The organism is Rhizobacter sp. Root1221, assembly GCF_001425785.1.
GTDB lineage: Bacteria > Pseudomonadota > Gammaproteobacteria > Burkholderiales > Burkholderiaceae_C > Rhizobacter.
On the sequence record NZ_LMDI01000007.1, the window covers coordinates 46009 to 66325 of the forward strand.

Consider the following 20317-nt stretch of genomic DNA (forward strand, 5'->3'; position numbering starts at 1 on the left):
GCGTGAGAACTTCACGCTTGTGCGAGATTGATCAAACTAATCCATTTTTCGTCATCGATTGGTCATCGGGCGATCATGAGTAGCAGCGCGCAGCCTCGACACTGAATGCCGACAGGGCCCCCGCGCACCGCAAGCGGGGGGCAAACAGGTTCTCGGAAGGTATTCCATGCAAGTACGACTGCTGCGCTGCGGTGCGGCAATGATGACGCTCGGCCTGCTGGCCAGCTGCGGGGGAGGAGACGACACGGGCGAACCGGCCCCGATGACATCCAGCCGAAAGACGGTGCTCAGCATGGCGGCTCCGATGCAGGCCCAATGGTCCGAGCCGATCCCGCTGTCGCTGGTGCCGGCCGCCGCCGCCAACCTGCCCGACGGCAAGCTGCTCTTGTGGTCGGCACAGGCGCGTTTCAGTTTCAAGACGGCGCCGGGCAGCACCTATACCGCGGTGTTCGATCCGGCCACGGGCGAAAGCGTCGAACGGCTGGCCACCGAGAACAACCACAACATGTTCTGCCCGGGCACGGCGAACCTCCCGGACGGCCGCCTGCTCGTCAGCGGCGGCTCCAGCAGCGGGGCCACCAGCATCTACGACCCGGTGCTGGGCACCTGGACCAGCGCCTCGGCGATGAACATCGGGCGCGCCTACCATGCCAGCGTGCCACTGGCCGACGGCTCGGTGTTCGCACTCGGCGGCTCGTGGAACGGTGGGCAGGGCAACAAGCACGCCGAAGTGTGGACCGCTGCCGGCGGCTGGCGGCGCCTGACCGGCGTGCCCGTGGACCCGATGGTCGGCCCCGACCCGGCCGGCGTCTACCGCGGCGACAACCACATGTGGCTGATCCCGACCGGCAACGGCCGCGTCCTGCATGCCGGCCCGAGCAGCGACATGCACTGGATCGACACCCGAGGCAACGGCGCCATCACGCCGGCAGGAACGCGCGGCGACGACACCTACGCGATCAACGGCTCGACCGTGATGTACGACGCCGGCAAGATCCTGAAGACGGGTGGCGCGGCGGCTTACGAAAACGCCGACGCCACCGCCACGACCTACCTGATCGACACCACCGGGGGCAGTGCCAGCGTGCGCCGGCTCGCGCCGATGGCCTATGCGCGCGCCTACCACAACAGCGTCGTGCTGCCCAACGGACAAGTGATGATCGTCGGCGGCATGAGCTACCCGGTGCCCTTCTCCGACAGCCGCTCGGTGCTCGTGCCCGAACTGTGGGACCCCGTCACCGAGACCTTCACGCCGCTGCCGGCGATGAGCGTGCCGCGCAACTACCACAGCACCGCGTTGCTGCTGCCCGATGGGCGGGTAGCCTCGATCGGCGGCGGCCTGTGCGGCAACGGCTGTTCCGGCAACCACGCCAATCTGCAGATCTTCACGCCGCCCTACTTGCTTGACGCCCAGGGCCAGCCGGCCGTGCGGCCCGTCATCACCGAGGCCGCGGCCGAAGCGGGCTACGGCACGCACATGACGGTGGCCACGGACTCGGCCGTCAACGCGTTCGCACTCGTGCGCCTGTCGTCGACGACGCACACCGTCAACAACGACCAGCGCCGCATCGCGCTCACGTCCACCCCGCTCGGCGACAACCGCTACGCGCTCGCCATCCCGAGCAACCCCGGCATCGCGCTGCCCGGCATGTACATGCTGTTCGCGCTCGATGCCGCCGGTGTCCCTTCGGTGGCCAGGACACTGCGCATCGCCGGCGAGAAAACGCCGCTGCTGACCGCCCCCGGCGACCAGACCTCGGTGGCGGGCAACAACACATCGCTGCAGCTCATCGCCTCCGGTGCCGGAACGATCGCCTATGGTGCCATGGGCCTGCCCGACGGCCTGACGCTCGACAGTGCCAGCGGCATCATCGCCGGCACCCCGACAACGCCCGGCAGCCACCCCGTCAAGCTGACGGCTGTCAATGCGAATGGCGCCGTCAGCACCAACCTGGTCTGGACGGTGCAGCCCTCCGGCACGGTCGCCACACGCTACGTCAAGTTCGAGGCGCTGTCAGAAATGCAGGGTCGCCGGTGGACGTCGGTGGCCGAGTTCAACCTGCTCGACCCGGGCGGCGCCATCATCCCGCGCGACGGCTGGAAGATCAGCGCCGACAGCCAGGAAACGCGAGGCGAGTACGCGCCGGCGGGCAACGCGATCGACGGCAACACCGCCACCTATTGGCACACCCAGTGGCAGAACGGGAACCCGGCGCCGCCACACACGCTGGTGATCGACCTCGGCGTCGCCCGGCCGATCGGCGGTTTGCGCTACCTCGCGCGGCAGCGCTCCGACCTCGGGCACATCGCCAAGTGGCGGCTGCACGTCAGCAGCGACGGCGTGAACTGGCGCGCGGTGGCCTCGGGCACCTTCCTGAAAGACGCCGCCGACACAACCGTCTACCCGATCGACACCGGCGCTGCGAACGCCTGGCCCGAATTGCAGGCGCCCGCGAACCCGACCGTCACCGTGGGCGACGCGGTGACGCTGCCGCTCGCCGCGAGCGATGCCGACGGCGACACGCTGAGCCATGCAGTGTCCAACTTGCCGCCAGGGCTGACGGTCAACGCCGTCACCGGCCTGGTCAGCGGCACGCCCACAGCCACCGGCGTCTTTTCCTCGACCGTGCTCGCCAGCGACGGACGCGGCGGCACGGCCACGGCACCGCTCACCTGGACGGTGCTCAAACGCAGCGTCACCATCGACCCGGTCGCCGCTGCACCGTCGGGCGCTGGCAAGACCGTGACTTACAGCGCGAGCGCGAATGGCGGCCTGGGCGCAACCTGGGCCTGGGACTTCGGTGACGGCACCGCGATCGACACCTCGAGCCACGCCACCGCCACCCACACCTACACCACGTCCGGCCTGTACACCGTCACCGTGGCGGTCACCGACGCCAGCGGCGCCCGGACGGTGCGCCAGTTCACCCAGGCCGTGTACGGCGCGCCATCGAACACCCTGCGTGCGACGCAGTCGGGCAAGGTCGCGTGGGAGACCCCGGCCAGCGGCAACCCACGCGTGTGGGTGGTCAACGCCGACGGCGACACGGTCAGCGTCTTCGATGCCGTCTCGCTCACCAAGCTCGGCGAAGTGGCGGTGGGCACGGCGCCTCGCAGCGCGGCGCTCGCACCGGACGGCCGGCTGTGGGTGGTCAATCAAGAGGGTGCCAGCCTCAGCCTCATCGACACCAGGACGCTCACGGTCGCGCGGACAATTCCCCTGCCGCGCGCGAGCCAGCCGCATGGCATCGCCTTCGCGCCGAATGGCAGTGCGGCCTACGTCGCACTCGAAGCCAGCGGCCAACTGCTGAAGCTCGACGCCTCCACCGGCACGACGCTGGCAACGCTGGCCGTCGGCCCCCACCCGCGGCACTTGGCCGTGACGCCCGACAGCGCCCGCATCCTGGTGTCGCGGTTCATCACACCGCCACAGCCCGGCGAGGGAACCGCCCGCGTCGCAACGCAGCGCGACGGCGCCAGCGTGGGCGGCGAAGTCCTGGTCGTCGCGGCCGCATCGTTCGCGATCGAACGCACGGTGGTACTGCAGCACAGCGCCAAGGCCGACAGCACGACGCAGGGCCGCGGCGTGCCGAACTACCTCGGCGCACCGGTCATCTCGCCGGATGGTGCGAGCGCCTGGGTGCCGTCCAAGCAAGACAACATCCAGCGCGGCACGCTTCGCGACGGACAGAACCTGGACTTCCAGAACACCGTGCGGGCGATCAGTTCACGCATCGACCTGGCGAGCCTCGCGGAGGACCACGCGTCACGCATCGACCACGACAACGCGGGGCTGGCCAGCGCGGCGGCGTACCACCCGACCGGCGCCTACCTGTTCGTCGCGCTGCCGACGAGCCGGCAGGTGGCGATCGTCGATCCGTTCAAGCAGCTGGAGGTGGCGCGCATCGAGGTGGGCCGCGCACCCGACGCGCTGCTGGTCTCGAACGACGGCATGCGCCTGTTCGTCTCGAATTTCATGGACCGCACGCTTCAGGCGATCGACCTCTCGCGCCTGGTGGGCTACGGCGAATGGCACTTCGCGACGCTGGCCACGCTGCCGGCGCAGGCGATCGAGCGGCTCGGCGCACAGGTACTGATCGGCAAGCAGCTCTTCTACGATGCGCGAGACCCACGTCTCGCCCGCGATGGGTACATGAGCTGCGCCAGCTGCCACGACGGCGGCGGCCATGACGGCCGCGTCTGGGACATCACCGGCCTGGGCGAAGGCCTGCGCAACACGATCAACCTGCGCGGGCGTGCAGGCATGGGCCACGGCCGGCTGCACTGGAGCGGCAACTTCGACGAAGTGCAGGACTTCGAGGGGCAGATCCGCAGCCTGGCTGGCGGCACGGGCCTGTTGAGCGACGCGCTCTTCAACACCGGCACGCGCAGTCAGCCGTTGGGCACGGCCAAGAAGGGCCAGGGCAATGACCTCGACGCGCTGGCGGCCTACGTGGCCTCGCTGAACGCGACGGCCGCAAGCGTGGATCGCACGGGCGCGGGTGCGCTGACCGCCGCCGCCAGCGCGGGCCGAGGCGTGTTCATCGCGCAGCAGTGTGGCAGTTGCCACGGAGGCACCACGTTCGCGAACAGCGGCATGCTGCTGGTGGACATCGGCACGATCAAGCCGGGCAGCGGCAAGCGCCTGGGTGCTGCCCTCCCCGGGATCGACGTGCCGACGCTGCGCGACGTGCACGGCACCGCACCGTATCTGCACGACGGCTCGGCTGCCACGCTCGGCGCGGCGGTGCTCGCGCACCGTGGCGTCGCGCTGGGCAGCGAGGACTTGTCCAACCTGGTCGCCTACCTCGATCAGATCGGCAGCGAGGAAGCCGCTGCGCCGGTCGGCCTGCCCCAGGACGCGGTGCACTGCGCAGCGGAGCGTGGCACCTGCACGCTTCCCGCGGGCACACCGGCCACGGTGTACTACGGCGCCAAGGACCAGTGGTTCAGCCGCTCGGCGATGCGTGGTGCGGTCGCGTGCAGCAACGCCACCTTCAGCGACCCGCTGTACGGCACCACCAAGGCCTGCTACTACGTGCCGGCGGTGAAGTGCTCGGACGAAGGTGGCAACTGCACGGTGCCCGCGGGCAGCAGCGCCAGCATCCTGTACGGCACGAACGGTTCGTACTACCAGCGCACCGGGGTCCAGGGGGACATCGCGTGCAGCAACGCGATCTTCGGCGACCCGCTGTTCGGATCGGCCAAGGCGTGCTGGCGCCAATGACCTCGCGCACGACCACGGGCCTTGCCGCGCTGGCCCTGTTCAGCGCCATGTTGCAGGGTGCCTGGGCGCAGGGTGATGGCGCCCTCGGTGCGCAGCTGTTCGACGGCCGCGCGGCCCTGCCCGCACAACTCACCGGGCGGGGCCTGGCGCTGCCAGTCACCGCGAGCCGTTGCGCGAACTGCCATCGCCGCGACGGCCCCGCGACCGCGGCACCGGCCGCGCCCAGCTTCGGCCCGCCGCTGACGGCCGCGTCCCTGCGCAAACGCCAGCCGCGGCGCGGCGGCCCGGCATCGAACTATGACAACGCCTCGTTCTGCCGGCTGCTGCGCACCGGCATCGACCCGGCCTTCGTGCTCATTGACGAGCGCATGCCTCGCTACACGGCGACCGACGCACAGTGCGCGGCGCTCTGGGTCTACCTCGGCGGTTCGTCATGAAGCGCCGGCACCTGCTGGCTGCGCTCGCGTCCGCGCCGTTCGCGGCACGCGGGCATGATCCCTTCGGCCGTGTCGACCCGCCGAAGCCCGCGCCGCGGCTGCCACTGCGATGTGCCGACGGCTCGCTTCGCGACTTCGGCGAACGGCTGCGGGGGCACACCACCGCGGTCCAGCTGATGTTCACGACGTGCAGCGCCGTCTGCCCGATCCAGGGGGCGCTCTTTGCTGCCGTCGCGGCTCAACTCCAGGGCGGCGACGCGCGCCTGCTCTCGCTGAGCATCGACCCGCTGAACGACGACCCACGGGCCCTTGCCGCGTGGCTCGCACGCTTCGGCGCCGCACCCGCCTGGCAGGCCGCGGCGCCACGCCTCGCCGACGTCGACCGCTTGTTCGACCTGCTCAATGGCCGTGCCCCGGGGCCCGACCGCCACAGCACCCAGGTCTATCTGTTCGATCGCCGGGCGCGACTGGTGTACCGCACGCCCGAACTGCCGAAGGTGGCACATGTGGTCGAGATGCTGCGCGAGGTAGCGCGCACCTCTTGAGGCCCGCACCGGCCGGCCGGGCCCAGGTTTGCATTCCGACCAGCTCGTTGAACTCGGGTGGACCAGCATCTACGGATGCCGGGTCCATCGAGGACTAGAGCCCGTCTGCAAATTCAGTGAACGTAGCCCCAGGGCAACGCCCACTTGAACCACTGTCTTCGTAGTAGTTCCAACGGTATGCCATTTCTGTGTTGTCCCGACAAGCCACACCTTCGTACAACTTGCCATAGGTGGCCCTGGCACCCGAGGATGATCGAAAGCTGTCCTTCTCTTCAACCACCAGCACGCCGTTTTCAGGATAAACCCTCAACATACCATAAGACGCATTGCTCGGAATGTCGTAAACGACATACAGCGCGTTCCGCTCAGCATCCGGGTACATGCGGGTTATCAATATAAAAACAGCCTGTTGTTGCGAAACCAGCTCTTGCTGCGTCAGGTGGACAAATGATCGGGATTGGACTTTTGCGCTGAATTTCAGTGCTGGACCCAGCACCAGCAACGGCTTCCGCTCCCCCTTGTCAGCAGCGTTGAACCGATGCAGAAGCGACTTTTTGAACTTGCCGACAACAGCCGAGAGAATTTCATCATCGCTGAACCGTTGGTGCTGAAGCTCCAAAGCGCATACAGGACTTGCAGCACACAGCAGCATTACCGCTATTAATTTTTGCACGCTCAAATACATCGTCATTCAGCTGATAAAGCAAGCTGCCACAAAATAATTAAAGGGAATTGTACGGCCTTGGCCGGCTGTTTTTTGGGGTGAATCGGGCGGGCGCGGCGCACCGTCCAAACCGACAAAGCGCCGGTACACGGGGCCCTCGCGGGCCGCCGCCTCATGCGTCGGAGAGGTGGTCCCTGATCTGCTGCAGCGCCGCCGGGTCCTCCATCGTGGTGAGGTCGCCCGGATCCCGCCGCTCGCACACGGCCTGGATCGCGCGGCGCAGCAGCTTGCCCGAGCGGGTCTTCGGCAGCGCCGTCACGAACCGCACGCGCGCAGGCCGTGCGAGGCTGCCGAGGTGCTGGTCCACCGTCTTCATGATGTCGGCTTCGAGTTCGGCCGCGCTGGCCGCGCCCACGTGCTTCGGGTCCTTCAACACCACGAACGCCACCGCCACCTGCCCCTTCACCGCATCGGCCACGCCCACCACCGCAGCCTCGGCAACGGCGTCGTGCCGGGCGATGGCCTCCTCGATCTCGCGCGTGCCGAGGCGGTGGCCCGCGACGTTGATCACGTCGTCGGTGCGGCCGAGGATGTAGTAGTAGCCGTCCTCGTCGCGCACGCCCCAGTCGAACGTGCTGTAGATGAGGCGCCCCGGCACCGTCTTCCAGTACGTGTTGACGAAACGCGCGTCGTCGCGCCACACGGTCTGCATGCACCCGGGCGGCAGCGGCCCTTCGATCGCGATCACGCCCTTCTGGTTGGCACCGGTCAACTCGGCGCCGGTGTTTTCGTCGAGCAGCTTCACGTCGTACCCGTACATGGCCATGCCGGGGCTGCCGAACTTGCTGGGGGCAGCCTCCACGCCGTTGGCGATCGACAGGATGGGCCAGCCCGTCTCTGTCTGCCAGTAGTTGTCGATGACGGGTTTGCCGATGGCGCCGGCGATCCACTGCGCGGTGGGTTCGTCGAGCGGTTCGCCCGCCAGGAACAGCGCACGCAACGACGACAGGTCGTGCGCATGCAGGTACGACGCGTCGTGCTTCTTCAGCACCCGCACCGCGGTGGGTGCGGTGAACATGACGGTGACCTTGTACTTCTCCACCAGCTGCCACCAGATGCCGGGGTCCGGCCGCACCGGCAGGCCTTCGTACATCAGCGTGGCCATGCCGGCGATCAGCGGACCGTAGACGATGTAGCTGTGCCCCACGACCCAGCCGATGTCGCTGGTCGAGAAGTAGGTCTCCCCCGCGTTGCCCTGGTAGATGTGTTTCATGCTCGCGGCGAGCGCCACCGCATAGCCGCCGGTGTCGCGCTGCACGCCCTTCGGCTTGCCCGTCGTGCCACTCGTGTAGAGCGTGTAGCTCGGGTGGGTGGCCTCCACCCACACACAGGGCACCGCCTCGTCGAGGTGGGCTGCGCGTTGCGTCGCGTAGTCCTCGTCCCGCCCGGCCACCGCCGGCGCCGGGGCCAGGCCGCGATCCACCATCAGCACCCGCGACGGCTTGTGGGTCGCCAGGCGGATGGCCTCGTCGAGCAGGGGCTTGTACGGGATCACCTTGCCGCCGCGGCTGCCCGCGTCGGCGCTGACGATCACCCGGGGGGCGGCATCGTCGATGCGGTTGGCCAGGCTGCCACTCGCGAACCCGCCGAACACCACCGAATGGATGGCCCCGAGCCGCGCGCACGCCAGCATCGCAAACGCGGCCTCCGGAATCATGGGCATGTAGATCAGCACCCGGTCGCCCTGGCGCACCCCCAGGCCCAGCAGGATCGCCGCCATGCGCTGCACCTCGGCGTGGAGTTCGCGGAAGCTGTAGACGCGCTCCTGGCCGGTCTCGGTGGAGACCCAGATCAACGCGTTCTGGTCGGCCCGCGCGGCCAGGTGCCGGTCGACCGCGTTGTGGCACAGGTTGAGCCGCCCCCCGGCGAACCACCGCGCCATGGGCGGCCGGCTGTAGTCGCAGACCTGGTCGAACGGGCGGTGCCAGTCGACCAGCGCGGCCTGCTCGGCCCAGAAGGCCTCGCGGTCGGTGATCGAGCGCCGGTGGAAGTCGGCATACCGGGTCATGGGCTCACTCCTGAAACACGGCGCACGGCGCCGAAATTGCGTCCATTTGTGTCGGGAAGACACAGCGCGCCGACGCATTGCAGTCCTGGCGACTGACTCGTCACTGACGCGTGCCCCCCGGGAAAACGCGAAACCCCAGCCGATCCGATCAATTCCAAAGCATCAAAAAGACGCGCTAAGTGCCCGTTCCACAAAGGATTTCCGGGTTGACGCCCCGCACGGCCTTCCCCTATGCTCGCCGCCATGCTGTTGCCAGACCGTTCCATCCGCCGCTCCCTGGGCCTCGCGCTCGCGGGTGCCTTGCTGTGTGCCGCCGTCCACGCGTCACCGCAAGCGTCGGCCGACCCGGTCGCGTCGTTGTTGCAGGAGCGGGGCATCACGCCCGCACCGCTGCCGGCCACGCCACAAGCCACCCCGCATGCCCCGAGCTTCGTCGAGAAGGTCCGCGACTCCGCTTCGGGCATGGCGGTCTCGGCCATGAACTTCCTCGGCGTGCGCTACGTCCGAGGCGGCAACAACGCCGAAGAAGGTTTCGACTGCAGCGGCTTCACCCGCTACATCTTCGAGAACAGCCTCGGCCTCATCCTGCCCCGCCGGGCCGACGAACAAGCCGCCGACCCCGGCCTCGTGAAGGTCAAGCGCAACGAACTCCAGCCCGGCGACCTCGTGTTCTTCAACACGCTGCGCCGCACGTTCTCGCACGTGGGCATCTACGTCGGTGAAGACAAATTCATCCATGCCCCGCGCGCCGGCGGCAACGTGCGCGTCGAGAACATGAAGATCTCCTACTGGGCCAAGCGCTTCACCGGCGCACGCCGTGCGCCTGGCGCCGAAGCCCCCGAGTCGCGGCAGAACGCGCTGGCCGCCCCCGCGGCGCCAGCTCCTGCACCCGCCGCGGCGGCGCCAGCAGCCCCCGCCCGCCAGGCCGTCGGCACCGAGCCAGCCTACAACTGACCCGCGCCAGCGCCGCCGCCCCGCGGCAGGCACAATAGGCGCCATGGCCGCCAAAGTGATTCCGCTCGCCGACCACCGCCTGCTGGCGAGCGCCCCCCTCCTCCCTGCCGATGACACGCCGTTCAGCGGCCCGCTCCTCGACACGCTCGGCCGCCCCCTGCACGACCTCCGCATCTCGGTCACCGACCGCTGCAACTTCCGCTGCAGCTACTGCATGCCGAAGGAGATCTTCGACAAGAACTACCGGTTCCTGCCCCACGACGCGCTGCTGAGCTTCGAGGAGATCGCCCGCACCGCACGGGTGTTCGTGGACCTGGGCGTGCGCAAGATCCGCCTGACCGGCGGGGAGCCGCTGCTGCGCAAGAACCTCGAGCGCCTCGTCGAGATGCTCGCCAACCTGCCCACGCCGGACGGCCGCCCGCTCGACCTCACGCTCACCACCAACGCCTCGCTGCTCGCCCGCAAGGCGCAGGCCCTGAAGGATGCCGGCCTGCAGCGCATCACGGTGAGCCTCGACGCCCTCGACGACACCACGTTCCGCCGCATGAACGACGCCGACTTCCCCGTCGCCGACGTGCTCGGCGGCATCGAGGCTGCCCACCGCGTGGGCCTCGGCCCCGTCAAGGTGAACATGGTCGTCAAGCGTGGCACCAACGACCACGAGATCCTGCCCATGGCACGGCACTTCCGCGGCACGCCGGTGGTGCTGCGGTTCATCGAGTACATGGACGTAGGCGCCACCAACGGCTGGCGCATGGACGAGGTGCTGCCGTCGGCCGACGTCATCGCACGCCTGAACGCCGAATTCCCGCTCGAAGCCATGGCCGCGTCGCAATCGGGTGAAACGGCGGCGCGCTGGCGCTACCGCGACGGCCAGGGCGAGGTGGGCGTGATCTCCAGCGTCACGCAGGCCTTCTGCCGCGATTGCAACCGTGCGCGCCTGACCACCGAAGGCCGGCTGTTCCTGTGCCTGTTCGGCACGCAGGGCCACGACCTGCGGGCATTGCTGCGCGGCGACCGCACCGACCCGCAGGTGGCGCACGCCATCGCGGCCATCTGGCGCGGCCGCGGTGACCGCTATTCGGAACTGCGCGCGGCGCTGCCGCCAGCGCCGGCCGATGGCGCGCGCCGGGTCGAGATGCACTACATCGGCGGATGATCCCGCGCGAGCAGATCACCGGCCTGGTGCTCGCCGGCGGCATGGGCCGCCGGATGGGGGGCGCCGACAAGGGCTTGCAGCTGCTGCACGGCCAACCCCTCGCCCGCATCGCACTCGACCGCCTCGCGCCCCAGGTGGGCCCCCGACTGGTCTCGGCCAACCGCCACCTGGCCACGTACGAAACCTTCGGCGTGCCGGTGCTGGCCGATTCACTGCCTGGCCATCCCGGCCCGCTCGCCGGCCTGCTCGCCGGCCTGCAGCGCTGCACCACCGGCTGGCTGCTGTCGGTGCCCTGCGATTCCCCGCGGTTTCCTGCCGACCTGGCCGAACGCCTGGCCGCGGCCGCGGAACCGGCCGGCCTCGCGATGGCCGCCACCCGCAACGAGGACGGCACCCTGCAGCACCAGCCGGTGTTCTGTCTGCTGCGGCGTTCGCTGGCACCGAGCCTGGCCGCATTCGTGGCCGGCGGTGGCGCCAGCCCGTGGGCCTGGGCTAGCCACGAAGGTGTGGTGCTGGTGCCGTTCGACGACACCACGGCGTTTGCCAACGCCAACACCCTCGACGATCTGCAGCGCCTGCGCTGATCAGTGCGCCCCGCCAGGCGCCTCGAGTGCCACCTCGGCGATCTCGCCCGGCACCTCCCGGCGCGCCAGCAGCATGTACATCGTGGGCACCACGAAGATGGTGAGCAGCGTGCCCACCGTCATGCCCCCCACGATCACCCAGCCGATCTGCTGGCGGCTCTCGGCACCGGCGCCCGACGCCAGTGCCAGCGGCAGCGCCCCCAGCACCATGGCGCCGGTGGTCATCAGGATGGGCCGCAGGCGCAGCGACGCGCCCTGCACCACCGCCTCCAGCGTGTCGAGCCCCTGTTGGCGCAGCTGGTTCGAGAACTCCACGATGAGGATGCCGTGTTTCGTGATGAGGCCCACGAGCGTGATGAGCCCGATCTGCGAGTACACGTTCAGCGTGCCACCGGACCACTGCAACGCACCGAGCGCCCCGAGCATCGACAGCGGCACGCTCAGCATGATCACGAACGGGTCCACGAAACTCTCGAACTGCGCGGAGAGCACGAGGAAGATGAACACGAGCGCGAGCACGAACACCAGGCCCAGCGCACCACTCGAAGACCGGTACTCACGCGACACCCCGTTCAATTCGGTGGAGTAACCCGGCTTGAGCAACTGGGCCGCGGTGGCATCCATGAACTCGAGCGCCTCGCCCAGCGAATAGCCCGGTGCCAGGTTGGCCGTCAACGCCACCGACCGCCGCTGGTTGAAGTGGTTCAGCTCGCGCGGGCTCACCGATTCCTTCACGGTGACCAGCGACGACAGCGGGATCATCGCGTCACCACGGCCGCGCACGAAGATGCGGTCGATGTCTTCCGGCGTGGTGCGCCCGCGCCCTTCGGTCTGCACGATCACGTCGTACTGCTCGGCCTCGCGCTTGTAGCGCGTGACATTGCGCCCGCCCAGCATGGTCTCGATGGCACGGGCCACCTGGTCCACCGCCACGCCGGCATCGGCCGCGCGGTTGCGGTCCACCTGGATGAAGATCTCGGGCTTGTTCAGGCGCAGGTCGGTGTCGGGCTGCACGAGGCCCGGGTTCTTGTTCATCTCGGCCAGCACCTGCTGCGACACCCGCGACAGGTTCTGGTACGAATCGGACGTGACGATCACGAAGTTGATGGCCCGCTCGCGGAACCCCTGGCCGAGCGACGGCGGGGTCACCGGGAACGCGTTGACACCCGGCAGGTTCGCGAACTTCGGCAGCATGTCGCGCGCGAGCCATTGGGTGGTGCGCGTGCGCTGCGTCCAGTCGGTGGTGCGCATGAACGCCACCCCCTGCGACACCGTGGGGTTGCCCGTGACCACGAACACCCGGTCGAACTCGGGGTACTGCATCCCCACCTTCTCGATCTCGCGCATGTAGCGCTCGGTGTAGGCCATCGTGGCCCCGTCGGGTGCGTTGACGGTGGCCAGGATCACACCGCGGTCTTCCAGCGGTGCCAGTTCGCTCTTGGTGGTCCGGAACAGCCACACACTCGCCACTGCCGACCCGGCCATCACGAGCAGCACGAGCCAGCGGCGCCCCAGCACCCAGCGCAGCGCCAATTCGTAGCGGCCCGTCAGCGCCACGAGCCACGACTCCATCAGGCGGTCGAAACGGTTCGGGTTCGGGTTGTGGCGCAGCAGCTTGCTGCACATCATGGGCGTGAGCGTCAGCGCCGTGAAGCCGGACACGATCACCGCCCCCGCCAGCGTCAGCGCGAACTCGACGAACAGCCGGCCGGTGCGGCCCGGCGTGAATGCAAGCGGCGCGAACACCGCGGCGAGCGTCATCGTCATCGCGAGCACGGCAAACGCCACTTCCTTCGACCCCTTCAGTGACGCCTGGAACGGCGAGAGCCCCTCCTCGATGTGCCGGAAGATGTTCTCGAGCATCACGATGGCGTCGTCCACCACGAGGCCGATCGCCAGCACGAGCGCGAGCAGCGTCAGCGTGTTGATGGTGAAACCGGCCAGCGCCATCATGCCGAACACGCCGATCAGGCTCACGGGGATGGTCACGAGCGGGATGATCGACGCCCGCAACGTGCGCAGGAACACGAACACCACCAGCGCCACCAGCACCACCGCCTCGAAGATGGTGTGGTACACGGACTTCACCGACCGGTCGATGAAGACCGAGTTGTCATTGGCCTGCTGCACCCGCACGCTGTCGGGCAGGTCCTGCTGGATCTTCGGCAGCACCTCGTACACGCCGGCCGACACCTCGAGCGGGTTGGCCGTGGCCTGGCGGATCACGCCCATCGACACCGCCGGCCGCCCGTTGAGGCGCACGCTCGAGCGTTCGCTGGCCGCCGCCTCCTCGATGCGCGCCACGTCCCGCAGGCGCACCGAATAGCCGTTGACGGTCTTGAGCGCCACGTCGCCGAACTGCACCGGCGTGGCGAGGTCGGTCTGCGCGGTGACGCTGAACTCACGCTGCTGGCTCTCGATGCGGCCCGCGGGCACCTCGAGGTTCTGGCGGCGCAACGCGTCTTCCACGTCCTGCACCGTGAGCCGGTACGACGCCAGCTTGTCGGGGTCCACCCAGATGCGCATCGAGAACTTGCGGTCGCCGTTGATCTGCACGTCGGCCACGCCGGGCACGGTCTGCAGCCGCGGCTTGACGATGCGGTTGATCAGGTCGGTGATGACCAGCGGCGACAGTGTGTCGCTGCTGAACGCGAGCCAGATGGTGGGCGTGGCGTCGGCCTCCACCTTCGCGATGACGGGCTCGTCGATGGCATCGGGCAGCTTGGCCCGCACGCGGGAGACGCGGTCGCGCACGTCGGCGGCGGCGTCCTCCGGGCTCTTGGTGAGCTTGAACCGTGCGGTGATCTGACTCTGTTCGGCCCGGGACACCGACGTGATGATGTCCACGCCCTCGATGCCCGCGATGGAGTCCTCGAGCACCTTCGTGACCTGCGATTCGATCACCTCGGACGAGGCACCGGTGAGCCGCGTGGTGACGTTGACCACCGGTTCGTCGATGCGCGGGTACTCGCGCACCTGCAGCCGCATGAAAGAGACCGCCCCCACCAGGATGATGAGCAACGACATCACGGTGGCGAACACCGGGCGCCGGATCGAGGTTTCGGAGATCTTCATGGCCGGTCAGCGTTGTGCCGCGGCGCTGCCGGCGGCCGCCACGCGAGGCGCCGACGCCGGCACGGACGCCGCGGCCTCGCCCACCTGCACCACCTTCACCGGCAGGCCGTCGCCGCGCATCAGGCGCGCCTGGCCCGCCGTCACCACCAGGTCGCCGGCCTGCAGGCCCTGCAGGATTTCCACCTTGCCAGGCACCCGAAGGCCCAGTTTGGCCTCCAGGCGCTGGCTGGTGGGGCCGGCCGGGCCGTCGGTGACCTTGACGAGGAACTGGCGTCCGCCCTGCGGCACCAGCGCCTCCTCGGGCACCACGACGGCCTCCTCGCGGGTCGAGAACACGAGCCGCGCCCGGGCGAACATGCCGGGGCGCAGCACCCCTTCGTCGTTGGCGATGCTGGCGCGCACGAGCAGCGAGCGGCCGTTGGCGTCCAGCTGGGAGTCGAACGCCTCGACCCGCCCCTTGAACGAGCGGCCCGGCAGGCCGTCGAGGGTCACGTCCACGGACTGGCCGGCCTTCAGGCGCGACAGCACCCCCTCGGGCAGCCGGAAGTCCACGTACATGGCCGCCACGTCGTCGAGGTTGACGAGGTCGGCCCCGTCCTTGACGTAGTCGCCGACGTTGACGAGGCGGATGCCCGCCACGCCATCGAACGGGGCCAGCATGCGCATGCGCACCAGTTGCGCCTGGGCCAGTGCCACCTGGGCCTCGGCCACCTCGAGCGCCGCGGCGCTCTGGTCGACCGCGCTCTGGCTCACGAAATTCTGCGAGGCGAGGTCGCGGTTGCGCTGGAGGTTGGTGCGCGCGATGCTGGACTGGGCCTTGGCCTGCGCCAGCTGGGCGCGCTGCAGGGTGTCGTCCAGCTGCACGAGCAGCTGGCCGCGGCGCACGCGGGCGCCGTCGGCGAACCCGAGCCGCGACACACGCCCGCTGGTTTCGGGCCGGAGCACCACCCCTTGGCGCGACCGCAACGACCCCACCGCCAGGGTTTCGTCCAGCAGGCGCATCGAACTGGCACGCGCCACCTCGACCGCAGCAGGGCCTTCCGGCCCTGCGCGGCCCGGCGCGGCGCTGGACGCCGCGCGCTGCCCGCTGCCGTCCTGGCGCTGGTACACCCACGCCGCGGCGCTGATGCCCACGAGCCCCACCACTGCCACGAGGGCGTGAAACTTCTTGATCGTCATTGAAAAAATGCTCCGGCGTTCACTCTAGAGGAACGCCTTCCCCTGCGCATGAGGGCGATCCTCAGCCTTCGCTGCGTGACTTGGTGGCCAGGGCCTTGTTCGCCAGCGCATCGGCCCGTTCGTTGTACACGTCGCCGTTGTGCCCGCGCACCCACCGTGTCGTGACTTTCCTGGCATCCGCGGCCGCAAACAGCTGCTTCCACAGCGCGAGGTTGGCCACCTGCTCGCCCTTCGAGTTGCGGTACCCCTTGCGTTCCCAGCCGGCGCGCCATTCGGTCAGGCCCTTCAGCACGTACTGGCTGTCCGACACCAGCTCGACCGCATCACCCGCGGGCACCCGCGTGAGACCCTCGAGTGCCGCCGTCAGTTCGGCGATCTGGTTGGTGCCGGGCCCGATGAAACCGTAATGGTCGGTTTCGGTGCGGCCATCGGGGGCGATCAGCACGGCACCCCACCCTGCCGGGCCCGGGTTGGAGGGCGCGCAGGCCCCGTCTGTGTAAGCGACCCATTTCATCGTGTCGTGTATCCCGTGTGTTCAAAGAGGAAGCGGAGTGTCGCCGATGATGCTGTCAGTCCTTCGTGCGATGGTGGCTCACCACCGCCTGCGCCGCCTTGACCGCCATGCGGTGCTGCCGCGCCAGGCCCACGAGCCGCATGCCACGCACCCGCTTGACGGCCACCACGCAATAGACCGCGCCGAACACCGGCCACCAGCGCTCGCCCACGCGCTCGGCCCAGTCGAACCGGGCAAGCCAGCGCTCGGACCGCAGCGGCGGCGCGTAACACCCGAACCGCCCGGACTCCACCTCGAAGCTCAGCAGGCGCAGCCAGTCGCGCATGCGCCGGTACCCGAGGAACTCGCCTTCGCTGGGCAGGAACAGGGCCTCGCGCGGGCGAAACCCCATCTGCCGCCACAGGCGCCCGAGCCGCTGGCGAATGCCCCAGAGGCTGCGAGGGTTGAAGCCGAGGATCACCGCCTTGCCCTCCGGCATCAGGACCCGCTCCACCTCGCGCAGGGCGAGATGCGGGTCCCGGGCGAGTTCCAGCGCATGGGGCAGCACCACCAGGTCGAGGCTCTGGCTGTCGAACGGCAGCGCGTCGAAATCGCATTGGAGCACCACCTGCGCCCTGGGGTAACCTTGGCGGCTCGCCGGAGAGGGAACTTCGGCACCTCGCGGCGGCTCCATCGGGGCCTCCGGGGCGCCAGCGGCGAGCCACCGGTGGGGCATGCGGTTGTCCCGCAGGGCATCCAGTTCAGGAAGCCCGAGCTGCAACGCGTGAAATCCGAAGATGTCGGCCACACTGCGATCGAGCTGCGCCTGCTCCCAGGCCAGCAGGTAGCGCCCGGGCGGTGTTTCGAGCCATTCCGCCAAACTTATAATGACGAGTTCTGTCATGAACCTGCTTGCACTGCCTGCCTTTGCCGACAACTACATCTGGATGCTCCACGATGGCCGGCAGGCGCTCGTCGTCGATCCGGGCGACGCCGCCCCGGTGCACCAGGCGTTGGATGTGCACGGGTTGGCCCTCGCGGCAATTCTAGTGACTCACCACCACAACGATCACGTCGGCGGCCTCGCCGGGCTTCGAGAACGCCTGCAGGGCCCCGTGTTCGCCCCTGCGCGTGAAACCATTCCGCAGCCCACCGTGCCCGTGACGGGGGGTGACACCGTCCAGGCGCTCGGCTGCGCGTTCGAGGTCATCGACGTGCCCGGCCACACCGCGGGCCACATCGCCTACGTGCACCGGCCCGCACACGGCGCCCCGATCCTCTTTTGCGGCGACACGCTTTTTTCGGGCGGCTGCGGCCGCCTGTTCGAAGGCACGCCGGCCCAGATGCACCAGTCGCTCACGCAACTGGCGCAACTGCCCGCCGACACCCGGGTCTGCTGCGCCCACGAATACACCTTGTCCAACCTTAAATTCGCCCGAGCGGTCGAACCTCACAACACCGACCTGCTCGACTACACGTCCCGCTGCGAAAATCTGCGCAGCCGGGGCTTGCCCACCTTGCCCGGTTCCATCGGCCAGGAACAACGCATCAACCCGTTCCTCCGCTGCGGCCAGCCGGCCGTCGTGGAGGCTGCCCGCCGCCACGGTGCGGCGAGCGGCGACGCGGTCGAAGTGCTGGCCACCCTCCGCCAATGGAAGAACGTATTCCAATGACTCTTTTCTCCGCCCTGCGGCGCCCCGCCACCTGTGCCACCCTCCTGCTGTCGCTGGGCCTGTTCGGATGCGCCTCGTTCGATCCGCCGCCCACGGGCCCGGCCGACGACGTCTCCGACATCGTGCACGCCGCGGAATCCGCGGCTTCCGCGGCGGCGGCTTCCGCCCCCGCATCGGCCGCCACGAGCGACACCGGCCCGGCCGTTGCCGCCCCCATCGACCCATTGCGGCCCGATGAAAAGGTGGACCTCAACGCCGCGGCGGCCAACGCCGACCTGTGGACCCGCCTGCGCCGGGGCTTCGCCATCCCCGACATGAACACCCCGCTCGTCCAGAAAGGCGAGCAGTGGTACGCGTCGCGGCCCGACTACGTGCAACGCATGACCACCCGCGGCAGCCGCTACCTGTTCCACATCGTCGAAGAAGTGGAGCGCCGCGGCATGCCCACCGAACTCGCGTTGCTGCCCTTCATCGAAAGCGCCTTCAACCCGCAGGCCGTGTCGTCCGCGAAGGCCTCCGGCATGTGGCAGTTCATGCCAGCCACCGGCAAATACTTCGAGCTGCGCCAGAACGTGTTCCGCGACGACCGCCGCGACGTGCTCGCGTCCACACGCGCGGCCCTCGACTACCTGGGCAAGCTCTACGGCATGTTCGGCGACTGGCAGCTCGCGCTGGCGGCCTACAACTGGGGTGAAGGCAGCGTGCAGCGGGCCATCAAGCGCAACCAGCGCATGGGCTTGCCCACCGACTACCAGAGCCTGCGCATGCCCGACGAAACGCAGTACTACGTGCCAAAGCTGCAGGCGGTGAAGAACATCATCGCGCGGCCGGCCGACTACGGCATCGCGCTGCCGGCGCTCGAGAACCATCCGTACTTCCTGAGCGTGCCCATCGAACGCGACATCGACGTGTCGCTCGCCATCGCATTGGCCGGTGTCTCGCGCGACGAGTTCCACACGCTGAACCCGCAGATGAACAAGCCCGTGATCCTGGCCGCCGGCACCCCGCAGGTGCTGCTGCCATACGACAACGCGAGCCAGTTCATCCGCAACATCGGCGTGCACCAGGGGCCGCTGGCCACCTGGACCGCGTGGGTGGCCCCGAGCACGCTGCATCCGGCCGAAGCGGCCAAGCGGGTCGGCATGCATGAGGCCGAGTTGCGCGAGGTCAACAAGATCCCGCCGTCGATGCTCGTGAAGGCCGGTTCCACGCTGCTCGTTCCCCGAGCCCAGTCACTCACCCGCGACGTGTCACCCGAGCTCGCCGACAACGCCGCGCTGTCGCTGACACCCGACGCACCCCCACTGCGCCGCGTGGCGCTGCGCGCCGGCAAACGCGACACCGTGGCCACGGTGGCCAAGCGCTACCGCGTGACCCCTCACCAGGTGGCCCAGTGGAACAAGACCAGCGCCTCGGCGAAGTTCCACCCGGGCGAGACCATCGTCGTGTTCGTGGCCCAGAAGGCCGCCCGCGGCCACACCTCGGTGCGAAGCACCAAGGCCGTTCACGCCACCAAGGGTTCGGCCGCGAAAAAATCGTCGGCGAAGAAGAAGGCGGCGCCGGCCAAGCCGGTGGTCAAGAAGAAGCGCTGAGCGGCCCGCCGTCACCCGGTAAAAACCGGGATGACGGGCCGTGGCGCCGTGACCGGGCCTCGAGCCGTCAGCGCCGATCCACCAACGCATGCGCGATGGTGCCGAGGTCCACGTACTCGAGTTCGCTGCCGATGGGCACCCCACGCGCCAGGCGTGTGACACGCACCCCGCGTGACTTCAACGCCTCGGAGATCACGTACGACGTGGCCTCCCCTTCGGCGGTGAAGTTGGTGGCCACGATGACCTCCTGCACCTCGCCGTCGGCCGTGCGGTCCATCAGGGCCTGCATGCCGATGTCGGGCACACCCACCCCGTCGAGCGGGCTCAGGCGGCCCATCAGCACGAAGTACAGGCCCTTGTAGCTGCCGGTGCGTTCCATCGCCGCCTGGTCAGCCGGCGTTTCGACCACACACAAAAGCTTCGGGTCGCGCGCCGGGTCGAGGCAGGTGCTGCATACCGCGGCCTCGGTGAACGTGTGGCACCGCTCGCAATGGCGCACGTCGTGCAAGGCGGTGTCGAGCGCGGCCGCGAGGCGCTGGGCGCCCACGCGGTCGTGCTGCAGCAGGTGAAAGGCCATGCGCTGCGCCGACTTCTGCCCCACCCCCGGCAACAGCCGCAGGGCGTCGATCAACAGGTCGAGGGCGGATTCGGCCACAGGTGGGCAGAC

Annotated in this window: 15 protein-coding genes; 8 read left to right on the forward strand and 7 right to left on the reverse strand. The window is 69.0% G+C overall.

The window, feature by feature from the left end; all coding sequences use genetic code 11:
• Nucleotides 1-166: 166 nt before the first annotated feature.
• Genes ASC87_RS06780 through ASC87_RS06790 form a run of 3 tightly spaced genes read left to right on the forward strand, consistent with a single transcriptional unit; the run spans nt 167 to nt 6209 of the window.
• Nucleotides 167-5227 carry a putative Ig domain-containing protein gene (locus ASC87_RS06780; protein ID WP_157603878.1) on the forward strand — a complete coding sequence of 1687 codons (5061 nt, stop codon included), beginning with the start codon at nt 167-169 and terminating at the stop codon, nt 5225-5227.
• Nucleotides 5224-5664, forward strand: coding sequence for a hypothetical protein (locus ASC87_RS06785; protein ID WP_056658649.1), 441 nt, complete (start codon nt 5224-5226; stop codon nt 5662-5664). Before ASC87_RS06780 ends, ASC87_RS06785 begins: the two co-directional genes overlap by 4 nt.
• Nucleotides 5661-6209, forward strand: a complete 549-nt coding sequence (locus tag ASC87_RS06790; RefSeq protein ID WP_056658650.1) for an SCO family protein — start codon at nt 5661-5663, stop codon at nt 6207-6209. Before ASC87_RS06785 ends, ASC87_RS06790 begins: the two co-directional genes overlap by 4 nt.
• 94 nt (nt 6210-6303) lie before the next feature.
• Here the strand turns inward: ASC87_RS06790 and ASC87_RS31650 are convergent, their stop codons facing one another.
• A complete protein-coding gene (locus ASC87_RS31650) occupies nt 6304-6900 on the reverse strand; it encodes a hypothetical protein (RefSeq protein WP_235582087.1) in 597 nt (198 codons plus the stop codon).
• A 145-nt stretch (nt 6901-7045) separates the two neighbouring features.
• Nucleotides 7046-8941 (reverse strand): propionate--CoA ligase, encoded by a 1896-nt coding sequence (locus tag ASC87_RS06800; RefSeq protein ID WP_056658653.1) that lies wholly within the window; start codon nt 8939-8941, stop codon nt 7046-7048.
• Nucleotides 8942-9184: 243 nt separating this feature from the next.
• Here ASC87_RS06800 and ASC87_RS06805 point away from each other — a divergent pair, with 243 nt between their 5' ends.
• The 3 genes from ASC87_RS06805 to mobA are packed head-to-tail and all read left to right on the forward strand — an operon-like array spanning nt 9185 to nt 11638.
• The gene (locus ASC87_RS06805) at nt 9185-9895 is read left to right on the forward strand and encodes a C40 family peptidase (RefSeq protein WP_056658901.1); all 711 of its coding nucleotides are present in this window, start codon (nt 9185-9187) and stop codon (nt 9893-9895) included.
• Between the two features lie 43 nt (nt 9896-9938).
• Entirely contained in the window at nt 9939-11054 is a 1116-nt protein-coding gene (gene moaA / locus ASC87_RS06810) for a GTP 3',8-cyclase MoaA (RefSeq protein ID WP_056658655.1), read from the forward strand.
• The gene (gene mobA / locus ASC87_RS06815; protein ID WP_056658656.1) at nt 11051-11638 is read left to right on the forward strand and encodes a molybdenum cofactor guanylyltransferase MobA; all 588 of its coding nucleotides are present in this window, start codon (nt 11051-11053) and stop codon (nt 11636-11638) included. The genes moaA and mobA overlap by 4 nt, the downstream gene beginning before the upstream one ends.
• Here the strand turns inward: mobA and ASC87_RS06820 are convergent, their stop codons facing one another.
• The 4 genes from ASC87_RS06820 to ASC87_RS06835 form a co-directional block, all read right to left on the reverse strand.
• Nucleotides 11639-14713 (reverse strand): efflux RND transporter permease subunit, encoded by a 3075-nt coding sequence (locus ASC87_RS06820; protein WP_056658664.1) that lies wholly within the window; start codon nt 14711-14713, stop codon nt 11639-11641.
• A gap of 6 nt (nt 14714-14719) precedes the next feature.
• On the reverse strand, nt 14720-15892 hold the full coding sequence (locus tag ASC87_RS06825) for an efflux RND transporter periplasmic adaptor subunit (protein WP_082568449.1): 1173 nt from the start codon (nt 15890-15892) through the stop codon (nt 14720-14722).
• Between the two features lie 61 nt (nt 15893-15953).
• Nucleotides 15954-16406, reverse strand: coding sequence for a ribonuclease H (locus ASC87_RS06830; RefSeq protein WP_056658666.1), 453 nt, complete (start codon nt 16404-16406; stop codon nt 15954-15956).
• Between the two features lie 55 nt (nt 16407-16461).
• A complete protein-coding gene (locus tag ASC87_RS06835; protein WP_200954322.1) occupies nt 16462-17289 on the reverse strand; it encodes a class I SAM-dependent methyltransferase in 828 nt (275 codons plus the stop codon).
• Between ASC87_RS06835 and gloB the strand changes: the two genes are divergently transcribed.
• Both gloB and ASC87_RS06845 read left to right on the forward strand, forming a co-directional pair.
• Nucleotides 17288-18058, forward strand: a complete 771-nt coding sequence (gloB, locus tag ASC87_RS06840) for a hydroxyacylglutathione hydrolase (protein WP_056658673.1) — start codon at nt 17288-17290, stop codon at nt 18056-18058. The genes ASC87_RS06835 and gloB overlap by 2 nt on opposite strands.
• Nucleotides 18055-19650, forward strand: coding sequence for a transglycosylase SLT domain-containing protein (locus ASC87_RS06845; RefSeq protein WP_056658676.1), 1596 nt, complete (start codon nt 18055-18057; stop codon nt 19648-19650). The genes gloB and ASC87_RS06845 overlap by 4 nt, the downstream gene beginning before the upstream one ends.
• Before the next feature lie 67 nt (nt 19651-19717).
• Here ASC87_RS06845 and recR read toward each other — a convergent pair whose 3' ends face one another.
• Entirely contained in the window at nt 19718-20305 is a 588-nt protein-coding gene (gene recR, locus ASC87_RS06850) for a recombination mediator RecR (RefSeq protein WP_056658679.1), read from the reverse strand.
• Nucleotides 20306-20317: the final 12 nt, after the last annotated feature.